At 34.6% G+C, this 19,056-nt stretch carries 12 protein-coding genes; 7 read left to right on the top strand and 5 right to left on the bottom strand.

What is annotated here, in order from left to right; all coding sequences use genetic code 11:
- The first annotated feature begins 114 nt into the window (after positions 1–114).
- On the top strand, positions 115–5,934 hold the full coding sequence (locus tag RT250_RS07115; protein ID WP_313113445.1) for an alpha-2-macroglobulin family protein: 5,820 nt from the start codon (positions 115–117) through the stop codon (positions 5,932–5,934).
- Positions 5,935–6,180: 246 nt separating this feature from the next.
- Here RT250_RS07115 and RT250_RS07110 read toward each other — a convergent pair whose 3' ends face one another.
- Positions 6,181–8,673 (bottom strand): ABC transporter permease, encoded by a 2,493-nt coding sequence (locus tag RT250_RS07110; RefSeq protein ID WP_313113907.1) that lies wholly within the window; start codon positions 8,671–8,673, stop codon positions 6,181–6,183.
- Between the two features lie 47 nt (positions 8,674–8,720).
- Complete coding sequence (locus tag RT250_RS07105) at positions 8,721–9,410, bottom strand: ABC transporter ATP-binding protein (RefSeq protein ID WP_313113443.1); 690 nt, start codon at positions 9,408–9,410, stop codon at positions 8,721–8,723.
- Between the two features lie 27 nt (positions 9,411–9,437).
- Between RT250_RS07105 and RT250_RS07100 the strand changes: the two genes are divergently transcribed.
- A complete protein-coding gene (locus tag RT250_RS07100) occupies positions 9,438–10,184 on the top strand; it encodes an arylesterase (RefSeq protein WP_139854640.1) in 747 nt (248 codons plus the stop codon).
- On the opposite strand, the gene RT250_RS07095 is transcribed toward RT250_RS07100, so the two are convergent.
- Positions 10,174–10,986 (bottom strand): hypothetical protein, encoded by an 813-nt coding sequence (locus RT250_RS07095; RefSeq protein ID WP_139854639.1) that lies wholly within the window; start codon positions 10,984–10,986, stop codon positions 10,174–10,176. The genes RT250_RS07100 and RT250_RS07095 overlap by 11 nt on opposite strands.
- Positions 10,987–11,185: 199 nt before the next feature.
- On the opposite strand from RT250_RS07095, the gene RT250_RS07090 reads away from it, so the two are divergent.
- The 4 genes from RT250_RS07090 to RT250_RS07075 all read left to right on the top strand — a co-directional run bounded on the left by RT250_RS07090 (position 11,186) and on the right by RT250_RS07075 (position 14,193).
- Positions 11,186–11,815 (top strand): DEAD/DEAH box helicase, encoded by a 630-nt coding sequence (locus RT250_RS07090; RefSeq protein WP_306785637.1) that lies wholly within the window; start codon positions 11,186–11,188, stop codon positions 11,813–11,815.
- Between the two features lie 111 nt (positions 11,816–11,926).
- Positions 11,927–12,568: a thiamine phosphate synthase gene (thiE, locus tag RT250_RS07085; RefSeq protein WP_313113437.1), complete on the top strand. Its 642-nt coding sequence runs from the start codon at positions 11,927–11,929 to the stop codon at positions 12,566–12,568.
- Positions 12,569–12,616: 48 nt separating this feature from the next.
- A complete protein-coding gene (locus tag RT250_RS07080; protein ID WP_313113436.1) occupies positions 12,617–12,838 on the top strand; it encodes a hypothetical protein in 222 nt (73 codons plus the stop codon).
- 41 nt (positions 12,839–12,879) lie between these two features.
- Positions 12,880–14,193 carry a S28 family serine protease gene (locus tag RT250_RS07075; RefSeq protein WP_313113435.1) on the top strand — a complete coding sequence of 438 codons (1,314 nt, stop codon included), beginning with the start codon at positions 12,880–12,882 and terminating at the stop codon, positions 14,191–14,193.
- Between the two features lie 82 nt (positions 14,194–14,275).
- On the opposite strand, the gene RT250_RS07070 is transcribed toward RT250_RS07075, so the two are convergent.
- Positions 14,276–16,060: an aminopeptidase P family protein gene (locus tag RT250_RS07070; protein WP_313113433.1), complete on the bottom strand. Its 1,785-nt coding sequence runs from the start codon at positions 16,058–16,060 to the stop codon at positions 14,276–14,278.
- Positions 16,061–16,600: 540 nt separating this feature from the next.
- Between RT250_RS07070 and RT250_RS07065 the strand changes: the two genes are divergently transcribed.
- Positions 16,601–17,059: a TspO/MBR family protein gene (locus RT250_RS07065; RefSeq protein WP_313113431.1), complete on the top strand. Its 459-nt coding sequence runs from the start codon at positions 16,601–16,603 to the stop codon at positions 17,057–17,059.
- 158 nt (positions 17,060–17,217) lie between these two features.
- On the opposite strand, the gene RT250_RS07060 is transcribed toward RT250_RS07065, so the two are convergent.
- Positions 17,218–18,957: a thiamine pyrophosphate-dependent enzyme gene (locus RT250_RS07060; RefSeq protein ID WP_313113429.1), complete on the bottom strand. Its 1,740-nt coding sequence runs from the start codon at positions 18,955–18,957 to the stop codon at positions 17,218–17,220.
- Positions 18,958–19,056: the final 99 nt, after the last annotated feature.

The following is a 19,056-nucleotide window of genomic DNA, read 5'->3' as shown; positions in this document are numbered from 1 at the left end:
ACTTATAAAATGCATTGTAGCGATAGTCCCCGCCTTACCATAAAGGTTATCCTGAAGTTTACCTTTATTATTTTCTTTTGTAGTTATTACTCTTCTATCTCAGCACAAATGCTATTGGAAAGTAGACAAAATAGCGCATTTACGTATATTTTCAAGATTTCTGATGACGAAGCTAAAAAGATATATTCAAAAAGAAATGTGGACATTGAAACAGAGTATTTCCATACTTTAATTGATTCTTTCGCAACCGGAGACAGCTACGACAAAAATTTAAAGCCTGGACATTATTTAAAAACATATTTAGACAAGAATATTCAAAAATCCGAAATTGCTACCGTTCAGAATCTCGAAGTTTTTCTGTTAAACAATTATCAAGACCTAGTTATTCAGCTATATGATTTGAATGGACATTTAATTCGTGATGCAGATGTAAAGATCAAAGGCAAGTCCATAAAATTCAACGATCACATTCAATCTTTTTCATTAAAAAAGACAAATAAAAGAGGGCTCCTTCAAATTACGTATTTAGGTAAAACCTCCTATTACTACCTAGATAGAAATTACAACAACTCTGCCTTCCGAAGAAATTCCAGAAAGGTTTTGTACGGTACTCCGTTGAAATATGTTTGGACTCCTGTAGAATTTGTTGTCAAATTGCCTGTAGATGCCGTAAAATCTATTACCGATGGTTGGTCACAAGGAACTATTAGAAGGACTGAAAACTTTTTTGTTAGAATTTATAACAAAGTAGCCTGTCTTTTTGATGACTATCATTGTTATCAAACTAAAAGAACAGACTATAAAGGCTATTTGGTTTTCAACAAACCTAAATACAAACCTGGAGACACCGTTAAGTTTAAAAGTTTTTTGGTTAATAAAAGAGGAAAACCATACGATAAACCTGTATCGGTTTCCTTATACGGGAATAGGCAAAATATAGCTTTGACAAAATTAACACCTTATGATAAAGGAGGATATGAATATCAATTCTTTCTTCACGATTCTCTCAAACTCAGACTCGACACCCATTATGCCATTCAACTTAAGAATAGGAAGGAACAAACTTTGATTGCAAATTCATTTAGTTATGAAGATTACGAATTGGCAAAGAACCAACTACACCTTAGATTACCCAAAAAAAATCAATACAGAAACAAACCATTGGAAGTTTACATTAAAGCAACCGATGAAAATGAATTGGTACTTCAAGATGCACGAGTTCAGATTTTAATACAACCCAAAAGACCGACATCCTATTTTAAGGAAAAACTTTTTATACCAGACACTCTCGGGTATTTTGAAAAAATGTTAGAACCATCTTCGGAAACAAAAATCGAAATTTCAGATTCGCTTTTCCCGCCTGCTAATTTTGAATACGCATTGGACGTAAAGCTTTTAACCTCAGACAACGAACTGATTCTGAAAAGTGAAAATGTAACTTATTACCATTTAAATGAAAGCTTAGAAGCCGAATTGAAAGTCGATTCCATCAATATTACTTTTAAGTATAACGGTTTGTCCACAAATAGAAAAGCAGAGGTATTCGGGCAAGATAATTTTGGCAATGAAACTTTGGTTTTTGAAGGAGAAACACCCATAAAATTAAAGCTGAACCCGTTCTATTCAAATTACATTTTAAAATCTGGAGATGAAGAGCTGCAATACAATATCTCAGATAAGTCTTCGCTTCTTCAAATCTCTGGAAATCGGACGTCAGATTCAATCAAACTTGAAGTTATCAATCCGAGAAATTTGTTTTTTAATTACAGTATATATTTAAAAAATCAAAAGCTTTCATCGGGATATACCTATAAACTTCAACTATCAGAACCTCTAAACTCTCTCGAAGATTATCAAATTGCGATACAATATATTTGGGGTGGAGAAGTAAAAACTGAGAACATATCAGTTCCCATCAAGGACAAGGCTTTAACTATTGAAGTAGATCAACCTAATTTGGTCTACCCTGGCCAGAATTCCACAATCGAATTGTCTGTTACCGATTACAAAGGAAATCCTGTTGAAGGCGTTGATATCACGGCTTATTCCCTGACCAAAAAATTTGGGCATTACCCTCCCCACCTACCCTATTTAGGAAAAAAAAGAAAGAGCAGAAATATTATCAATACCTTCAGTTTAAACGGTAATAAGTTAAACCAGGCCAAGGATCGCCAATTGGATTTTAAATATTGGAACAACAAAGCAGGTTTGGATTCCATTGAATACTACAAATTCCTATACCCAGGAAATGACATATACCGAACTTCATTTTATTCTAAAGATTCCATTACACAGTTTGCGCCTTTTGTGTTTTCAGATGGAAAACCAGTTCCAATCCATGTTATTTATGTAGACAACAAACCTGTCTATTTCAATTGGTCCACCAATCAACGTCCTTATTCTTTTAACGTTAGACCGGGATATCATCAGGTTGAACTGCGAACAAGCAAGAACACATTCACCTTGAACAACGTGTATTTTCCTGAAAATCAAAAAGTGATATTCAGTCTAGATGAAACCATTTCTATAGAAGATGTTGAACAGAAAAAAGCGAAAAACAAGTTGAGTATTCAAGAGCAAGGACTGCTTTATCGCTATATTTTTCCTTATCGGAATACTTTTCACAAAAGATTTGCCTTCATTCAATATGGCGAAAACACTCAACTCTTGTCATATAATGCAGGCTATAGTTACTACAGTTTGGCGGGACCTGTTTCTGGAAATGTAACTTTCAGAATGCGTGATAGCATCAAAAATGAGTTTATTCATGAACCTTATTTTGAATATGATTTTCAAGGTGGTATGATGAAATTGAGGCCTTATAACAAGTCACGTTTTCCAACACGTTTATATAATAGGTTTGGTTATAATAATCTTAAAAGGCTTCACGACTTGGTATTGACTTCAGAAAAAATTAATGATTTGTACCAAAAATCTATTACAACAACCCGTACAACTTGGGACTATTTTCAAAACCCAAAAAACACCACCTTGGGTTTTGGCAGGTTATCCATCAAGATAGAAAATGAAGATAATTTCGAAGAAGCACTTTTAAATATTTTTGTCTTTAAGCAAGATGACCCAAATTTCGTCAGAGTTTATGCCGGTAATTCCCGTATATTCCATCAACTGAACAAAGGAAAATACAAACTGATATTCTTTTATCCAGATAAAAAATACCACGTAGTTGATGATATCTCAGTGGGTGTCAATGGCCTAAACTTCATCAGAATCTATAAACCTAAGGTCTTAGATCAAAATGCTTTTAGTGAGACTCTTGACGAAATTATTCAAAATATAATTTCCTCAGGCAAATCGGATGAAAAATCCAGAACCACTGGCTTAGACCAAATTAATTCGACGCTTCAAAATTATTTTAGTCCTGAAGGCAGTATAAGGGTCGACGGAACTATAATGGATGATACTGGCCTTCCTTTGCCTGGAGCGAATATTATTGTAAAAGGGACTTCTCGAGGTGTTCAATCCGACTTCGACGGTAATTTTACCATCTTTATAAATGAGGGAGAAGTGTTGATATTTTCTTATGTAGGTTTCGATTCTCAAGAAATGATTCCCGAAGGAGATATAATGGATATTCAATTAGAAGCAGGAGCTAGTCTAGAGGAAGTTGTTGTAACTGCTTATTCTAATTCAAGAAGCTCTGTGGGTTCTCTTTCTGGCTTAAAAATTGAACAAACATTAGCCGGAAAAGCGAGTGGAGTGGAAATTACACCTGGGGCTGCACATGATATAACAGTTAGAGGAATGGGGAGTTTATCCAGCGACTCCGAGCCATTATATATTATTAACGGGATGATTTATACTGGGGATTTCGCTAAAATAAACAGCGATCAAATTACATCTATAAATATTTTAAAGGGATTGGAAGCAACTAATTTGTATGGTGCAAGAGGTGCCAACGGGGTAGTTGTTATTGAGCTTAGTGATGAGGCCTTGCTTTCAACGCTGAAGTTGCAAGACAAAGGAGCAGATTTTGATAGCACATTTTATGAAACTGCACTAGGCGGAAGTTCGTTGAGGCAAAATTTTTCGGACGACGCCTTTTGGCAACCAAAGCTCAAGACTGACATAAACGGAAAAGTCAGTTTTAATGTAACTTTTCCAGACGACATTACAAATTGGGAAACCTTCTATCTAGCCATGAATGGAAAGAAACAATCAGGGCAAACAAAAAAATCGATTAAATCCTATAAGCCTTTAATGGCGCAAATTGCTATTCCAAGATTTTTAGTAGTGCAGGATACCACCTATGCTATAGGGAAGTCACTCAATTACACAGAATCTGAGCAAGAAGCAACCATTACTTATTCGGTGAACGATATTGTTCAATTTTCAAAAATAGAGCATTTTAAAAATGCTGTTATCGACACCTTGATGATTACTCCAAAGGATTCTATTTCGGTGAAATACACATTAGAAAAACCCGATGGATATTATGATGGGGAATTAAGAGAGATTCCGGTATATCCTCAAGGTCTTTATCAAACAAAAGGTCAGTTTTATGTATTGGAAGAAAACAAAAAAATCGATTTATCCTTCCATCCAGATTATGGCACGGTAAGACTTTATGCGCGAGCCGATATCTTGGAAATTCTCGATGAGGAAATGGATCACGTTATTAATTATAAATACCTCTGCAACGAGCAAATAGCCTCCAAACTCAAAATGCTGTTAATGCAGAAAAAATTAGCTACATTTAAAGAAGTGCCTTTTAAAAATGAAAGACGTATCGAAAAGCACATTTCACGATTACTAAAAAATCAAAAACATTCAGGTTTATGGGGGTGGTGGAAAAACTCAAAAGACAGTTATTGGATCAGTCTGCAAGTACTCGAGGCTTTAGCATTGGCAAGAGATAATGGTTACACAGTAAAACTAAATCCAACCAAAACCGTCCAAGAAATGATCTGGAGATTGGAGACTTCATCAAACTTCGATGAGACGTACCGAATTTTAAGAGCGTTAAATTTGCTGGACGCCCAAGTGGATTATCCCAAATACATCGAAAAATTAGAAGAAAAGAAACAAATCCAATTTAATGAGCGACTCATGCTCACTGAGCTTCAACAAATGCATGGGATGGAATATAAACTAGATTCGATCCTTCAACACAGGAGAACAACACTTTTCGGTAATGTATATTTTTCAGATGCCAAAAACATTTCAACCATATTGAACAACAACATCCAAAATACTTTATTGACCTACAAAATCTTGAAAGCCGACACCTTAGACTATACCGCTGACCTCTCGAAAATCAGAAACTACTTTTTTGAGAGACGCCAACCCGGATATTGGCGAAACACCTTTGAGTCGGCTCAAATCGTAGAAACTATTCTCGACAATTTTATTCAAGACGGTACAAAACCCACTTCCCCGAAACTCATCATTAAAGGTGATGTCTCTAAGGTCATTGAAACTTTTCCTTTCGATTTTACCTTGGCACCTAATCAAAACATTTCGATTAAAAAAACCGGCGACTTTCCAGTTTACTTCACAAGCTATCAATCGTTTTGGGAGAGCAATCCCGATAAAAAAGCAGGAGATTTCGATATAAGCACCCAATTTAAAGATACGAATAGCAACACCTTAAAAGGAGGACAGGAGGTTACACTGCTGGTAAAAGTGAATATTAAAAAAGATGCTGATTATGTATTAATCAACGTACCAATTCCAGGGGGATGCTCCTACGCCAGTACACAAAGAAAAAATAGGTTTGAAAGCCATAGAGAAAACTTTAAAAACGAAGCTACAATTTTTTGTGATTTTTTACCTGTTGGCGAACACGAATTTGAAGTAAAGTTAGTGCCGAGATATTCAGGGAATTACACTCTGAATCCTGCAAAAATTGAACTAATGTATTTTCCAACGTTCAATGCGAATACCACACTTAAAAAAGTTTCAATCGAATGATTTAAAAATTTTTGCAAGCCATAGAGAAAACCAAGCTGCGATTCCTACGGCTTACTTATCAAATTTATATCGTTGTTTATTGGTGTAAGAAAACGAAGAAGGCTCTTTAAAAAAACTAAGCTTACAAGCCTTATTTAATTAAGTTAATTAAATATTTTTTTTACCTATTTCGTCTCAGCTGTGATATTTAACCATAAGGCCGCAAACTTCTCTCTACCATAATACCTCTGAAAACTAACATCTATTTTACCCACTCTTTCTTAGCACTTCTAAAGGTGAACTTCTTAAAACCTCTCGAATGTTGCTTAAACCAATCACTAAAACTAAAAATGAAATTCCAGGTAAGAAAACTAAAAATGGGATTAGCGAAGGAGTAAAGGTTTCTTGAAATACAAATACGGCTAAAAGCAAGCTGCTAATCAGTGCCAAAAGAATCCCTAAAAGACTACCTAAAATACCTAGAAATAAATATTCTAGAGCGGTAATGGTTAAAATCTGTTTGTTTTTTGCTCCTAAGGTTCTCAATAAAACACTTTCTTTTATTCGTTGATATTTACTGGTGCGCACGGATCCTATTAGAACAATAATCCCCGTAAGAATACTAAAAAATGCCATGAAATTAATTATCCAAGACACCTTGTTAAGAATATCTTTTACTACAGTAAACATCTGCCGTAAATCTATAACGGATACATTTGGAAACTTACTTACTAAATCTCGTTGCAATTTAGCAGAACTGGTTTCAGTTGGTGCGTTGGTAGATAAAACATAAAACTGGGGGGCGTCCTCTAGGACACCACTTGGAAAAAGGATGGTAAAATTAGGTTGCAGATTTGCCCAATCCACCTTGCGTATGCTTTTTACGACGGTTTCCATTAAAACACCTTGTACATTAAAAACAATTGAATCTCCAATAGTTACATTAGCATCCTCAGCAAGATTTTCAGAAATGGAAATTTGAACTATCTCCCCAGGTTTCTGTAAAGGCACCCACTCCCCTTTTACAATTTCTTCAGAATCGATTAAATTATTTCGGTAGGTGGTTCTAAATTCATGATTTAAAACCCAACCTCTTATTTGGGCTGTACTATCGGTGCGAAGGTCGTTTACCAGTTCATTTTTTATACTGTGCATTCGCATAGTAACCAGCGGAATATTATTGATTACTTTTAAACCATTTGCTTTAAAAGTCTTAACCACGTCCCCTACTTGGTCTGGTTGCACATCTAGGGTTATTAGGTTTGCACTTTCTGATGTTTGACCAATTTCAGCCTTATCTAGCAGAATATCTTTTGTAAAATATAATGTACTTATTAAAAAAGTTCCTAAGCCAATAGCCATCAATAGTACTACAGTTTGATTATTGGGACGAAATAAATTCAGTAAGCTTTGTCTAGTAGTAAAGCCTGCGCTTTTAGGGAAAAAGGTTCTTACCAATTTCATTGTGCCTAAGGCTATCCCTGAGAGGATTCCAAAGGCTATCATGATTCCGCCGACAAAGGCCAATGCAAATATCCAATCGCTAAGCAACCAATAAGAAAAAATATATAAGAATAAAACAATCACCGCAATGGCTACGATACTTGCCTTTCTAGATTGTTTTGAAGTATCCCCATTAACTCGTAATACTTCCAATGGTGAAACATACCAAGTACGCAATAACGGTAAAAAAGCGAATAAAACTGACATTATTACGCCCAGCAGCACGCCCATAACTATTGGTTGGGCAGAAATACTAATTGTTAAATCGAAAGGTAAAAACTCTTTTAAAACAATAGGGAAAAGCTCTTGTAGCCCTACTCCTATTGCTGTACCAAAAATTCCTGCTAATAATCCTATTCCGGCAATCTGAATCAAGAAAATTAAAAAGCTCTGTTTTCTAGAGGCTCCCAAACATTTTAAAACGGCAATTGCTTTTATTTTTTCCTTAATATAAATGTTAACTGAGCTAGCAATCCCTACACAACCTAACAAGAGTGCAATAAATGCAGTAAGATTTAAAAACGAACCTACATTATCATAACGCCTCCCTAATCTACTGCTAGTACTAATATGAGTGTCTAAGTCGGCATTTTCTTCTTCTAGTATTGGTTGCAATTGCTCTTCCAATAAAACTAAATCGGTGTCGGGTTGATTATAGAAGAATTCATAACGTTTACGACTTCCAAATTGCAACAATTTCGTTGCTTCTATAAATCGATAAGGAATAATTACTAATGGCGCTACAGAACTCGAGACTGCCGTATTACCCGGAATTGCGTTTAATGCACCAGCTATAGGCAAGGTTATTTCTCCTATTTTAATAGAGTCACCAGCCTGAAGGTTGTACTGCAACATTAAGGTAGCATCTACTAATGCGCCACCTGAAGTTTTATATAAAGTAGAAGCTGTAACCGGCTCTGTTTCAAGTTTTCCGTAAAAAGGAAAATCACCCTGCAAGCCACGCACACGAACTAATTTTGTGCCATCGTTCTTAGGGAATGCGACCATGGATACAAAACTTACTTCCGAAGCGTCTGGTTGAAGAGAATCTATAATTTCCTGTGCCCGCTCGGATGGAGCTTCATTTATATCGATACGAAAATCGGCTCCCATCAAGGATTTCGATTGTCTTTGAATATTATCGGTAAGGGTGTGACTAAATAACTGTATTGAAACCACTGCGGCAATTCCTAAAACAATGGAAGCCATAAATAGTAGCAACCGCGCCCTACTTGCTTTAGCATCACGCCAAGCCATTTTAAATAGCCAAGCAGGATTACTATTTGATTTTAAAGTTGACTTTTTCAAATTACCGCTGTTTTTTCATTGGTTAAAATTTGTCCGCCTTTCAGTTTTAAAATTTGTTGCGTTCTTGCGGCTAAGTCTAAATCGTGCGTAATTATAACAAGCGTAGTCCCTGCTTCTTCATTGAGGTTAAATAGTAATTGAATTACTTTTTCACCAGTTTCTTCATCTAAATTCCCAGTAGGCTCATCGGCAAATAAAATAGAAGGATTGTTGGAAAATGCTCTTGCTACTGCTACTCGTTGCTGCTCCCCACCTGATAGTTGTGAGGGATAATGATTGACACGTTTTCCCAAACCTACTTTTTCTAATAATTCTTTCGCTTTACTTGCGGCATTCTTGGCACCTTGTAACTCTAATGGTACACTTACGTTTTCAAGCGCAGTTAAGGTTGGCAATAATTGAAAATCTTGGAAAATAAAGCCTACTTGTTTGTTTCGCAATTGTGCTCGTTCATCTTCATTCAGCGTACTTAAATCATAACCACATAATTCCACTGTTCCTGAGTTAGGAGTGTCTAAGCCTGCACATAATCCTAATAAGGTGGTTTTTCCACTTCCAGAAGGTCCAACAATTGAAAATGTTTGTCCTTTTTCAACTTCAAAGGAAACTTTTTGAAGGACTGTTAATTGTTTTGAGCCACTTGTATAAGTCTTTTCTAGCCCGTTAATCTTTAATATCTTTGTCATTTCAATTTTATAATTATCTGCAACAATATGCCGAAGTCCAAAATTACACAAAGCCTTTTAAATACAAGCCTTTACAAGTCTCGAAACCTCTTAAAGTTTTGTTATATCCTTCTGGCATTTGTAATGATTTCCTGTGGGAATGATAAAAAAACTGAGGCCACAACAGATTCAACCGAAAACAATACTACTGAAACTGAAACTACAGAAAAAACATCTAGCAAAACCATTATGTTTTTTGGCGATAGTATTACCGCTGGGTACGGTTTAGATGATACAAATGACGCATTCCCAGGAATTATTCAGAAGAAATTAGATTCGTTAGATCTAAATTATCAAGTTGTGAATTCTGGTGTAAGCGGAGAAACTTCTGCCGGCGGTAAGAGTAGAATCGATTGGATTTTAAATCAAGATATTGATGTTTTTGTATTAGAACTCGGAGCCAACGATGGACTGCGTGGTCTTCCAATAACAGAAACTAAAGCTAATTTACAAGCAATTATAGATGCAGTAAGAGCAAAGAATCCTGAAATAAAAATCGTTTTGGCAGGAATGCAAATGCCACCCAATATGGGAGCGGAATACACCACCCAATTTAAAGCCATATTTTCTGATTTGGCTTCTGAGAATAACATTGCTTTCATTCCTTTTATTTTAGAAAATGTAGGTGGTGTAAAACACCTAAATCAAGCCGATGGAATCCACCCTACAGCTGAAGGACATAAGATTTTGGCTGAAAATGTTTGGGAGGTATTATTACCTGTAATTAAGATTTAGGATTCTGAATATAACAATCTCTATTGGTAAAAGACCATGTTTTATTATCAATGGCAGTTATGGTATAAGAATTCATTAATAATATAGGTTGAGTTTCACCTGAATTATTTTCAAGTTCAGAAATTTTGTAATCTAAATTGTTATTGTCTGGAAACTTATTTATAAAAAATTTTCTATTTGTTGAAACTGTACCTAATTCATAAACAAATGAATTGGTTTCAGTTGCCTTCACAAGTATTTCAATTGTTTTGTTATGTTTTATTGAATTATTAAAATTAACTGGACCGTCAAAGGCAATTACAAAGGGTTTGTTTAAAACAGAGTTTGCTGTTGGAAGTTGAATTGTTAATCGTGTATTAACATTGTTGTAAATATTTGACGTAGTAGTTCTAATCAAAACTATCCCTCCTTCTGGTAGTGAACTCAAGGCTGTGGCCATTTGAAAACTAGTAACATTTACCTCATTTCCATTACTTCCATCCGGTAATGTGATATTTATCGTTGCAATACTATTTGGAACACCGCAATTTGTTGTATAACCTTCTGTTTTACCTAAAGTGACCCATTTAGCACTCCCCGTCGGTCCACCACTCATCAATACTTGCCCTGTTTTACCTTTACTCCCTACAGCTGTACTTCTTCCACCTAATCTAATTCCTCCATCTATTTGAATACTTCCTCCGTCCACAGATGATTTTGAAATATGTAAGTCACTCTTTGGAGTAACTGTACCAATTCCTACTTGGGAAAAAGTAGTTGTTGTAAAAATTAGCATCACTATAAGCGTGGGGTAGAACTTCATATAATTATATTTTTGGCAAAAATACATTTTTAATTTTTAATAGTTTTTTATCTTAATTCTCAAAAAATCAACTAAATAATCAGACTGCAATGGAAGTATTAAAAACAATAGTCATAATAATTAAGTTATCCCATCTGATTTAATATAACTCGGCATTAGGTAGTATATTTGTTGCATTGTAAAATCTCAACTATTTATCATGTCTTTATTTCCTATGCCCTTTAAAAAACTAAACCCTGAAATAAAAGAGAAGTTAGAAAAGTTTGAAATAATTACTCCTACTCCATTTCAGACAAAAAGCATTCCCGTTATTAAAAGTGGTGCTAATGTTTATTGCTCGGCTCCTAAAGGAAGTGGAAAAACAACAACACTTATTCTAACAACTTTACAGAAATTAAAATTTGAACCCGTGGGAGATGCTCCTAGAGCAATAGTTTTGGTAGAAAACAAAGAAAAAGCATTGGAAATGTTCGAAGCTTTTGAAGCATATACACAACACAAAGAAATAAGAGTTTACGTTGGATACGAAGAGCTTCATATTGATATTCAAAAATCTGAAATCTTTATGGGTGTAGATATTTTAATTTCTACGCCTAAAACATTAAATAAATTGTTTTTAACCAATGGAGTTAGTTCTTCTCAGTTAAAGATATTAAGTATTGATGATGCTGAATTTCTTGCTCAAAAAGCTGATTATACCGCAATCATGGCCGTTACTCAAACTATCAAAAGGTGTCAATATGTATTGTATACAGAGAAAATACACCCAATGCTAAAACGCTTTGAAGCACACTTTATGGAGTTTGCTAAAAAGATTGAGATTTCTTGAAAATAAATAGTCGCGAGAAGAGAGTAGAGAAAAAAGAACAGAGAAAAAAGAACAGAGATCTTCAAAAAGAGACAAGGCGATCTTGATTAATAAAATATTGACAAAAACGCTATGATACCTAAATTACATTATATATCTCAAGGGAATTCTCCTAAAGAGCTTTTGGAAAATATCCAGAAGGCCTGTACTTCTGGGGCAGAATTGGTACAGTTGCGTTTAAAGAATATTTCTGATAAAAAATTATTAAAACTAGCCCAAGAGGCAAGAGATATTACAGCTCACTTTCAGACCAGATTAATAATAAACGACCATTATAAAATCGCTAGAGAGATTAAAGCAGACGGAGTACATCTAGGAAAATCTGACACCTGCCCTACTATTGCTAGAAAACATTTATATACTTGGCAGTTTATCGGTGGTACTGCAAACACTTTACAAGATTGCGAAACATTAATTGAAAAAGAAGCAGATTATATTAGTCTAGGACCTTTTAGACTTACAGAAACAAAGGAAAATCTACCCCCAGTTTTAGGATTAAATGGATTTACAGCAATTATTGATGTTTTAAATACAGAAACGCCTATAATTGGTGTGGGAGGAATTACTTTAGAAGATGTAACCGCAATCCTAGAAACTGGAATTTCAGGACTAGCAGTATCTGGAGAAATTACTCGTAATTTTAATACAATTAGAAAATTTAACCAAATGCTCAATGCTTCTTCAGCAGCAGAGCAACGATATACTTTTGAATAAAGGTAAAGTTGAATAATATTTTATTGACATTTAATGCTTTGAAAACTCATGAAATTAAACTTAATATCTTGCGATGCGCAACGCCCCGATAGAAGAGCGATAGCTCAATGTATTTCAGAAATATCAAAGCACAATGAGTCCTTGGCTAAGGAACTTACAGATATATTATTAGAAGGTGACCCAGTAGAAATTGATGTTGACGATAAAAACTCAGGTTCTGCATTACGAGCCTTACGAAAACTAAGTGTTAATTACGAAATTATTGAATAACACTAACTTGACGATATTAAAACTTTAAAATTGAATTTATTATGAAATCAATTCGCTATCATTATTTTTTAATTTTTGTTCTTCTATTTGTAGGTTGTAAAACCTCGACAAGCCTTGAATCTACTTTAAGAGAGGTCTCAAACTTTGAGAAATTAGCTTCTATAGAAAATGTTGTAAGTATTGAAAAAAGAGCTGTGGTAAGTCATTTTGAGGAAAATTATGAGCTTTGGTTTGAACAACCAATAGACCATAACGACTTAACTAAAGGCACCTTTAAACAGCGTGTATTTTTAGGATTTGAAAATACAATGCAACCTGTAATTGTTGAACTTAATGGCTACGGAATTGGTTCAGAAAAAGCAGGGGAATTAGCAACTCATTACAATGCCAATCAAATATCCATAGAACATCGTTATTTTAATAATTCTCGACCTGAAGATATAGATTGGAATACCCTATCAATTGAAAACGCCGCTAAAGATCAAGCTGCTATCATCAATGCAATTAGAAATGCCTTATATCCAAATTCAAAATTTATTTCAACAGGAATTTCAAAAGGTTGTCAAACTGTAATGGCACATAGATATTATTTTCCAAAAAATGTTGACGGCTGTGTTTGTTACGTTGGTCCTTTAAATTTTGATAGAGAAGACGAAAGGATATTTGAATTCTTAAGGAATGTAGGAACAGAAGAAGACAGGACAAAAATCAAAAACTTCCAAGAATTAAGCTTCAAAAATAAAGAAGCTCTATTAGAAATATTAAAATCTAAAGCAGCTGAAAAAGCAATGTCTTGGGAGTTTGGTGTAGAGAAAGCTCTTGAATATTCAATTTTAGAATACCCTTTTGCGCACTGGCAATGGGGAACAAAAACTGATGATATTCCAACAGAAACAGCATCAGTTGAGGCTATATACGATCATTTATTTGATATTGTAGGCTACGGATTTTTTGAGGAAAGTTCAGTTGAAGATTTACAACCCTATTTTTGGGCTGCTTTAACACAACAAGGAATTTATGCCTATGAAACCAGCCCATTCGAAAAATACTTAAAAACCGATAAACTATATACTTTTGATTGGGCTTTCCCTGAAAACATCTCAAAACCTTTCGATCCTAAGCCAATGCAAAACATAAAGGCCTTCTTAGACAATAAGGCCGAAAAGATGCTATTTATTTACGGCGAATACGACGCTTGGAGTGCTACAGCGGTAGAGTTGTCGGAGAATGCTGAGAAACGAGAGTTATTTAAGTTTGTAAACCCTCAAGGCGATCATAGAACTCGTATTAAAAGTTTTGATGTTTCAGAACAACAACAAATTTATAAAATTATAGATAGTTGGCTTAAGGAATAAATATTAAGCCCAATTGCTTGAAATTGAATTCGAAATTGAATTCGATAGGACTTTTATATTTTTTTTGTTAAATTTTGATGGATTATAATTCTTCACACATACGTTTTAACCACTCTTTTTCATTAGCATTCAACATAGGAGATAGTTGTTCAAACACTGTTATATGATAAGAGTTATACCACTCAATTTCTGTAGCGGTTAGTAAAGCCTTATCAATTAGTTGTCTGTCTATCGGGCATAACGTAACTGGCGTGAATCCTATAAATTCTCCGTATTCTGTTTCTTGTTTAGCTATAGACAGTACTATGTTTTCAATTCGAATTCCAAACACTCCTTTTTTATAACACCCAGGTTCAATTGTTGTAAGTTGATTTGGAAAATGTGCTGTTCTCCCGCTACTCGTTGCAGGATTTGTTGTAAAACCTTGTGGTGGTTCGTGTACCATTCCAAAACTACCAATTCCATGACCTGTTCCGTGTGGATAGTTTAAACCTTGTTGCCAAAGATGGAATCTTGCAAATGCATCAATTTGCATCCCTACGGTTGCTTTAGGAAATTGTAATTGCTCAAGTGCAATATATCCTTTTAAAACGGATGTGTAGGCCGTTTTTAACTCTTCAGATGGGCTTCCTCCTAACCAAACAGTTCTGGTAATATCAGTGGTTCCATCTTTGTATTGAGCGCCACTATCTACCAATAAAATATTTTCATTTTTCACCATGGCAGAACCTTCTTTTGGTGCTGTATAGTGTATAATTGCGCCGTTTCCTTTATAACCCACAATAGCAGCAAAAGATTCACCTGTATATAAATCTTGTTGTTGCCTGAAACTTTCTAGTTTTTTTCCAATTTCATATTCAGAAATCTCTCGTGATGCAAGTTCTTTTTCCAACCAAATGAAAAACTTGGTAAGTGCAACACCATCCTTTACCATACAATTTTTGGAACCGCTTATCTCTGTTTCATTTTTAATAGCTTTCAATTCTCTTGCTATTGAGTTTTGAAATAAAAACTCACTCTGTAGTGCGTTAAAAACTGCATAATTAAGAGACGATAAATCTGTGATGATTTTCTTATTTGAATCTAATTTCTGAAATTCAGAAATAGCTAAATCATAGTCTAATACTTCTATATTTAATTTTGAAAATGCTTCAATAGCTGAAGGGGAAAACCTGTTTCTATCACAAAAAATAATTGTTTTTTCTAGCCCTACTAACGCATAAGAAGTTACTAAAGGGGTAAAATCTACATCTTTAGAACGGATATTAAAAACCCAAGCAATTTCATCTAAACTTGAAAATAAGTAGTAATCTGCTTTAGCTGTTTCAATTTTATCTTGAACTTTTTTAATTTTTGAAGCAGTAGTTTCTCCGCTGTATTCTAATGGGTGAATGTCAACTGGAAAACTTGGCAAGGCGGGCCTATCAATCCAAATTTCATCTACTAGATTTGGAATGTTTTTAAGTTTAATGCTTTTAGAACTTGCGACTTCTTTTATATAGTCAATTTGTGCTTTAGAAAATTGAAAAAAATCAACCCCAATAACCGTTTCTTGGTCTAAACTATCACACAACCATAGTACGTGTTCTGGAGCGTGAGGTATCGATTGTTTATGTAAGTTTAAATTATAGTCTTTACACTCATCTTCAAATTGAAGGAAATAACGTGAGTCTGTCCAAAGTGCAGCTTCATTTTGATTTAAAACTAACACACCAGCTGAACCCGTAAATCCTGTAAAATATTCTCTTACTTTCCAATGTTCCGCAACATATTCTGATTGATGCGGATCTGTTGAAGGTATAATAACTGCATCTAATTGATACTTAACCATTTGTTGACGCAGATTCTCTAGCCTTGTATTAATCATAAGAAGGAATTAAAAGATTTATTTTGTAACGGATTAAAAGTTTAAAATTAATAATATCAATTGGATTTTATCTGGCATTTGAGGTTAAATAAAGTTGTAAAACCTTTATATTTTTATGGCTATTTAAAATTGAGTAGCATAATTATTTCTTTAAACTGTAAATATTAACCATGCTTAATGCTATTATAATCTATCACTATCATTGAGCTGTGATAACCCAAATCCTATTAAACCGTAAAAGTTTAGGTACTTTATTTCTATTGATTTAATTGGTACTATAGTTTCCTGTGGGTGAAAATCATCATCCTTCCCCAGGCAACTTGAAAATGAAATTTAACCAATAAATAATATACCTTGATTTGGAAAGTTTATGTGAATAAGTAATGAAAACATAAATTCTATTAAAAATAGTTGGGGTTTTATTATCTGTTATAATATAAATGGCATTAAAAAGATTTCTGGTCGATATTATTCTTTTACCAATTATTCATTTACCTTAACAGCATATAATATTTTTCACATTTAATGTAATCTAGAATAATGATTTATCGACTTATAATATTTTTAATTTTAAATTTCTCAGCCCTCGGTCTTGGCAGCTTTTTAGCGGGTAAAGGCCCACGATCTGAATGGTATGACGGAATTAATAAAGCACCGTGGACGCCTCCAGGCTGGGTATTTGGAGCATCTTGGACTATAATAATGATATGTTTTAGTATCTATCTGGCTTATTTATGGCCGGCCGCCGAAAATAGAAACTTACTAATAGGAGCACTAATTGTTCACTATATACTTAACATAGCTTGGAATCCTACTTTCTTTTATTTCCATCAAGTTTTAGTGGCGCTATTTATTATTATAGCCCTTACAATTGTTATTGGATTCTTCTTATTTTATTACTGGCCAGAAACGGGATATAAGTCGTTGCTTTTAGTCCCTTATTTTATCTGGTTGTTAATTGCCACCTCCTTAAATGCATATACCTTAATTAAAAACTAAAACTTTAAAAATGTGAAAAGGTATAGCAGCATCCCAAGCAAGAATATAAATGTTACCTTAAAAAAAGCGTTCTTAATTCAATCCCTACAAAAATTATAGTACCGATTGAATTAAGAACACTAAATTCTCTTTAATTTGAGGTTTTTATAGTTAAATATTTAAAATAACTCTTTTAAATATTTCATATTAGATTTTGCTGTATCAATGGCATCAGCAGCTTGTCCGTTTAGCATTAATTTCCCCATGGTTGTAGCAAAACCTTTCATCTGACTGAATTCTACTTTTGGAGGCATTGCCAACGCGTCTGGATCTGTAAATATATTAACGAGAGCTGGACCATTGTGTGCGAATGCTTCTAACAATGCTCCCTTAACATTCTCACATTCTTCAACATTCCATGCCTTTATATCCATAGCCTCAGCTACTTTAGCAAAATCAGGATTTTTCATATCTGTTTGCCATTGTGGATAGCCAGCAACCTGCATTTCTAATCTTACCATTCCTAGAGTGCGGTTGTTAAAAATTATAATTTTTGCAGGAATCTCATAATGGCTAATAGTCATTAGGTCTCCCAACAGCATACTTATGCCTCCGTCCCCACATAATGCTATAACTTGACGATCGGGTCTAGAAAGGCCAGCACCAATCGCCATGGGCATGGCATTTGCCATAGAACCATGATTGAACGAACCAGTTAGGTATCGATTGCGCTGTCCTTTAATATATCTCGCAGCCCAAACTGCAGACATACCTGTATCTACCGTAAAAATAGCATCATCTGCTGCTATTTCATCAATTACGGCTGCAACAAATTCTGGATGAATATTCTTTTCTTTAGACTTCGCCTCTACATACGAAGCATATTTTTCTTCCTGCTCATCATGTAATTTTCGCATTTCTTTTAAAAACCCATCATCGGCTTTTTTATCTAGCATAGGAAGCAAAACTTCTAAGGTATCTTTTATTTTACCAGCGAATCCATAATCAACTTTAGCGCGTCTACCAATTCGTTCGGGTTTATCATCTATTTGTATGATAGTATTTTCTTCAGGCAAAAAATCGGTGTACGGGAAATCTGTTCCTAACAAAATTAGTAAATCGGCTTCGTGCATAGCCTTAAATCCAGATTTGCTTCCCAATAAACCGTTTAACCCTACTGCATAAGGATTGGAGGTTTTATCAAAAAAAATTTTTCCTCTAAAGCTATATCCCATGGGTGCATTAAGTTTTTCAGCCAGTTGTATAGCTTCATTTTGAGCTTCTTTACAACCATATCCACAGAACAGCATGACATTTTTATGTGAATTAATAACTTTCGCCAATTTTTCCATCTCTTCGATTCCTGGGATAACAATAGGATTGGTATAAAAGTTTTTATTAGCGACAGTTATATGATCTACCTCTGCCTCAGAAACATCTCCTGGAAGACCAACAACAGCTACTCCCTTATGTTGAACAGCATGTTGAATTGCCGCTTGAAATGCATTTGCCGCTTGTTGCGGTGTGTTTGCCATTACACAGTACTTACTACAGTCGTCAAAAAGCTTTACGACATTGGTTTCTTGAAAATTTTCCAAACCTGTTCTGTCGGTATTAATAGTTGTGGCAATGGCGATAACGGGATTTCCAGAGCGGTTGGCATCGTACAATCCATTTACCAAATGCACATGTCCAGGTCCGCTACTACCCATGCAACACCCTATACCATCAAGCTCGGCATCCATAGACGCAGCGTAAGCACCTGCTTCTTCATGACGAACATGTATCCACTCTATTCTTCCATCTCTTCTTATCGCATCATTAATAGGGTTTAAACTATCACCAGTAACTGCGTATAAGCGTTTAACACCTGCATTAACTAAGTTCTCAACTAATAAATCTGCTACTTTTTTGGCCATAATTTTGCTTTTTTGTTAAAGATAAGGAATGTCATTTTTAAATTTTATTAATGCGAAGTTAATTGTCAGAAATGCAAGCTATGAAACTAGTTTAATTCC

It is taken from the genome of Aequorivita sediminis, from assembly GCF_032080575.2.
Taxonomy (GTDB): domain Bacteria; phylum Bacteroidota; class Bacteroidia; order Flavobacteriales; family Flavobacteriaceae; genus Aequorivita; species Aequorivita sediminis.
The sequence above is the reverse complement of the archived record's forward strand: the minus strand, read 5'-3'. Positions and strand labels throughout refer to the sequence as shown.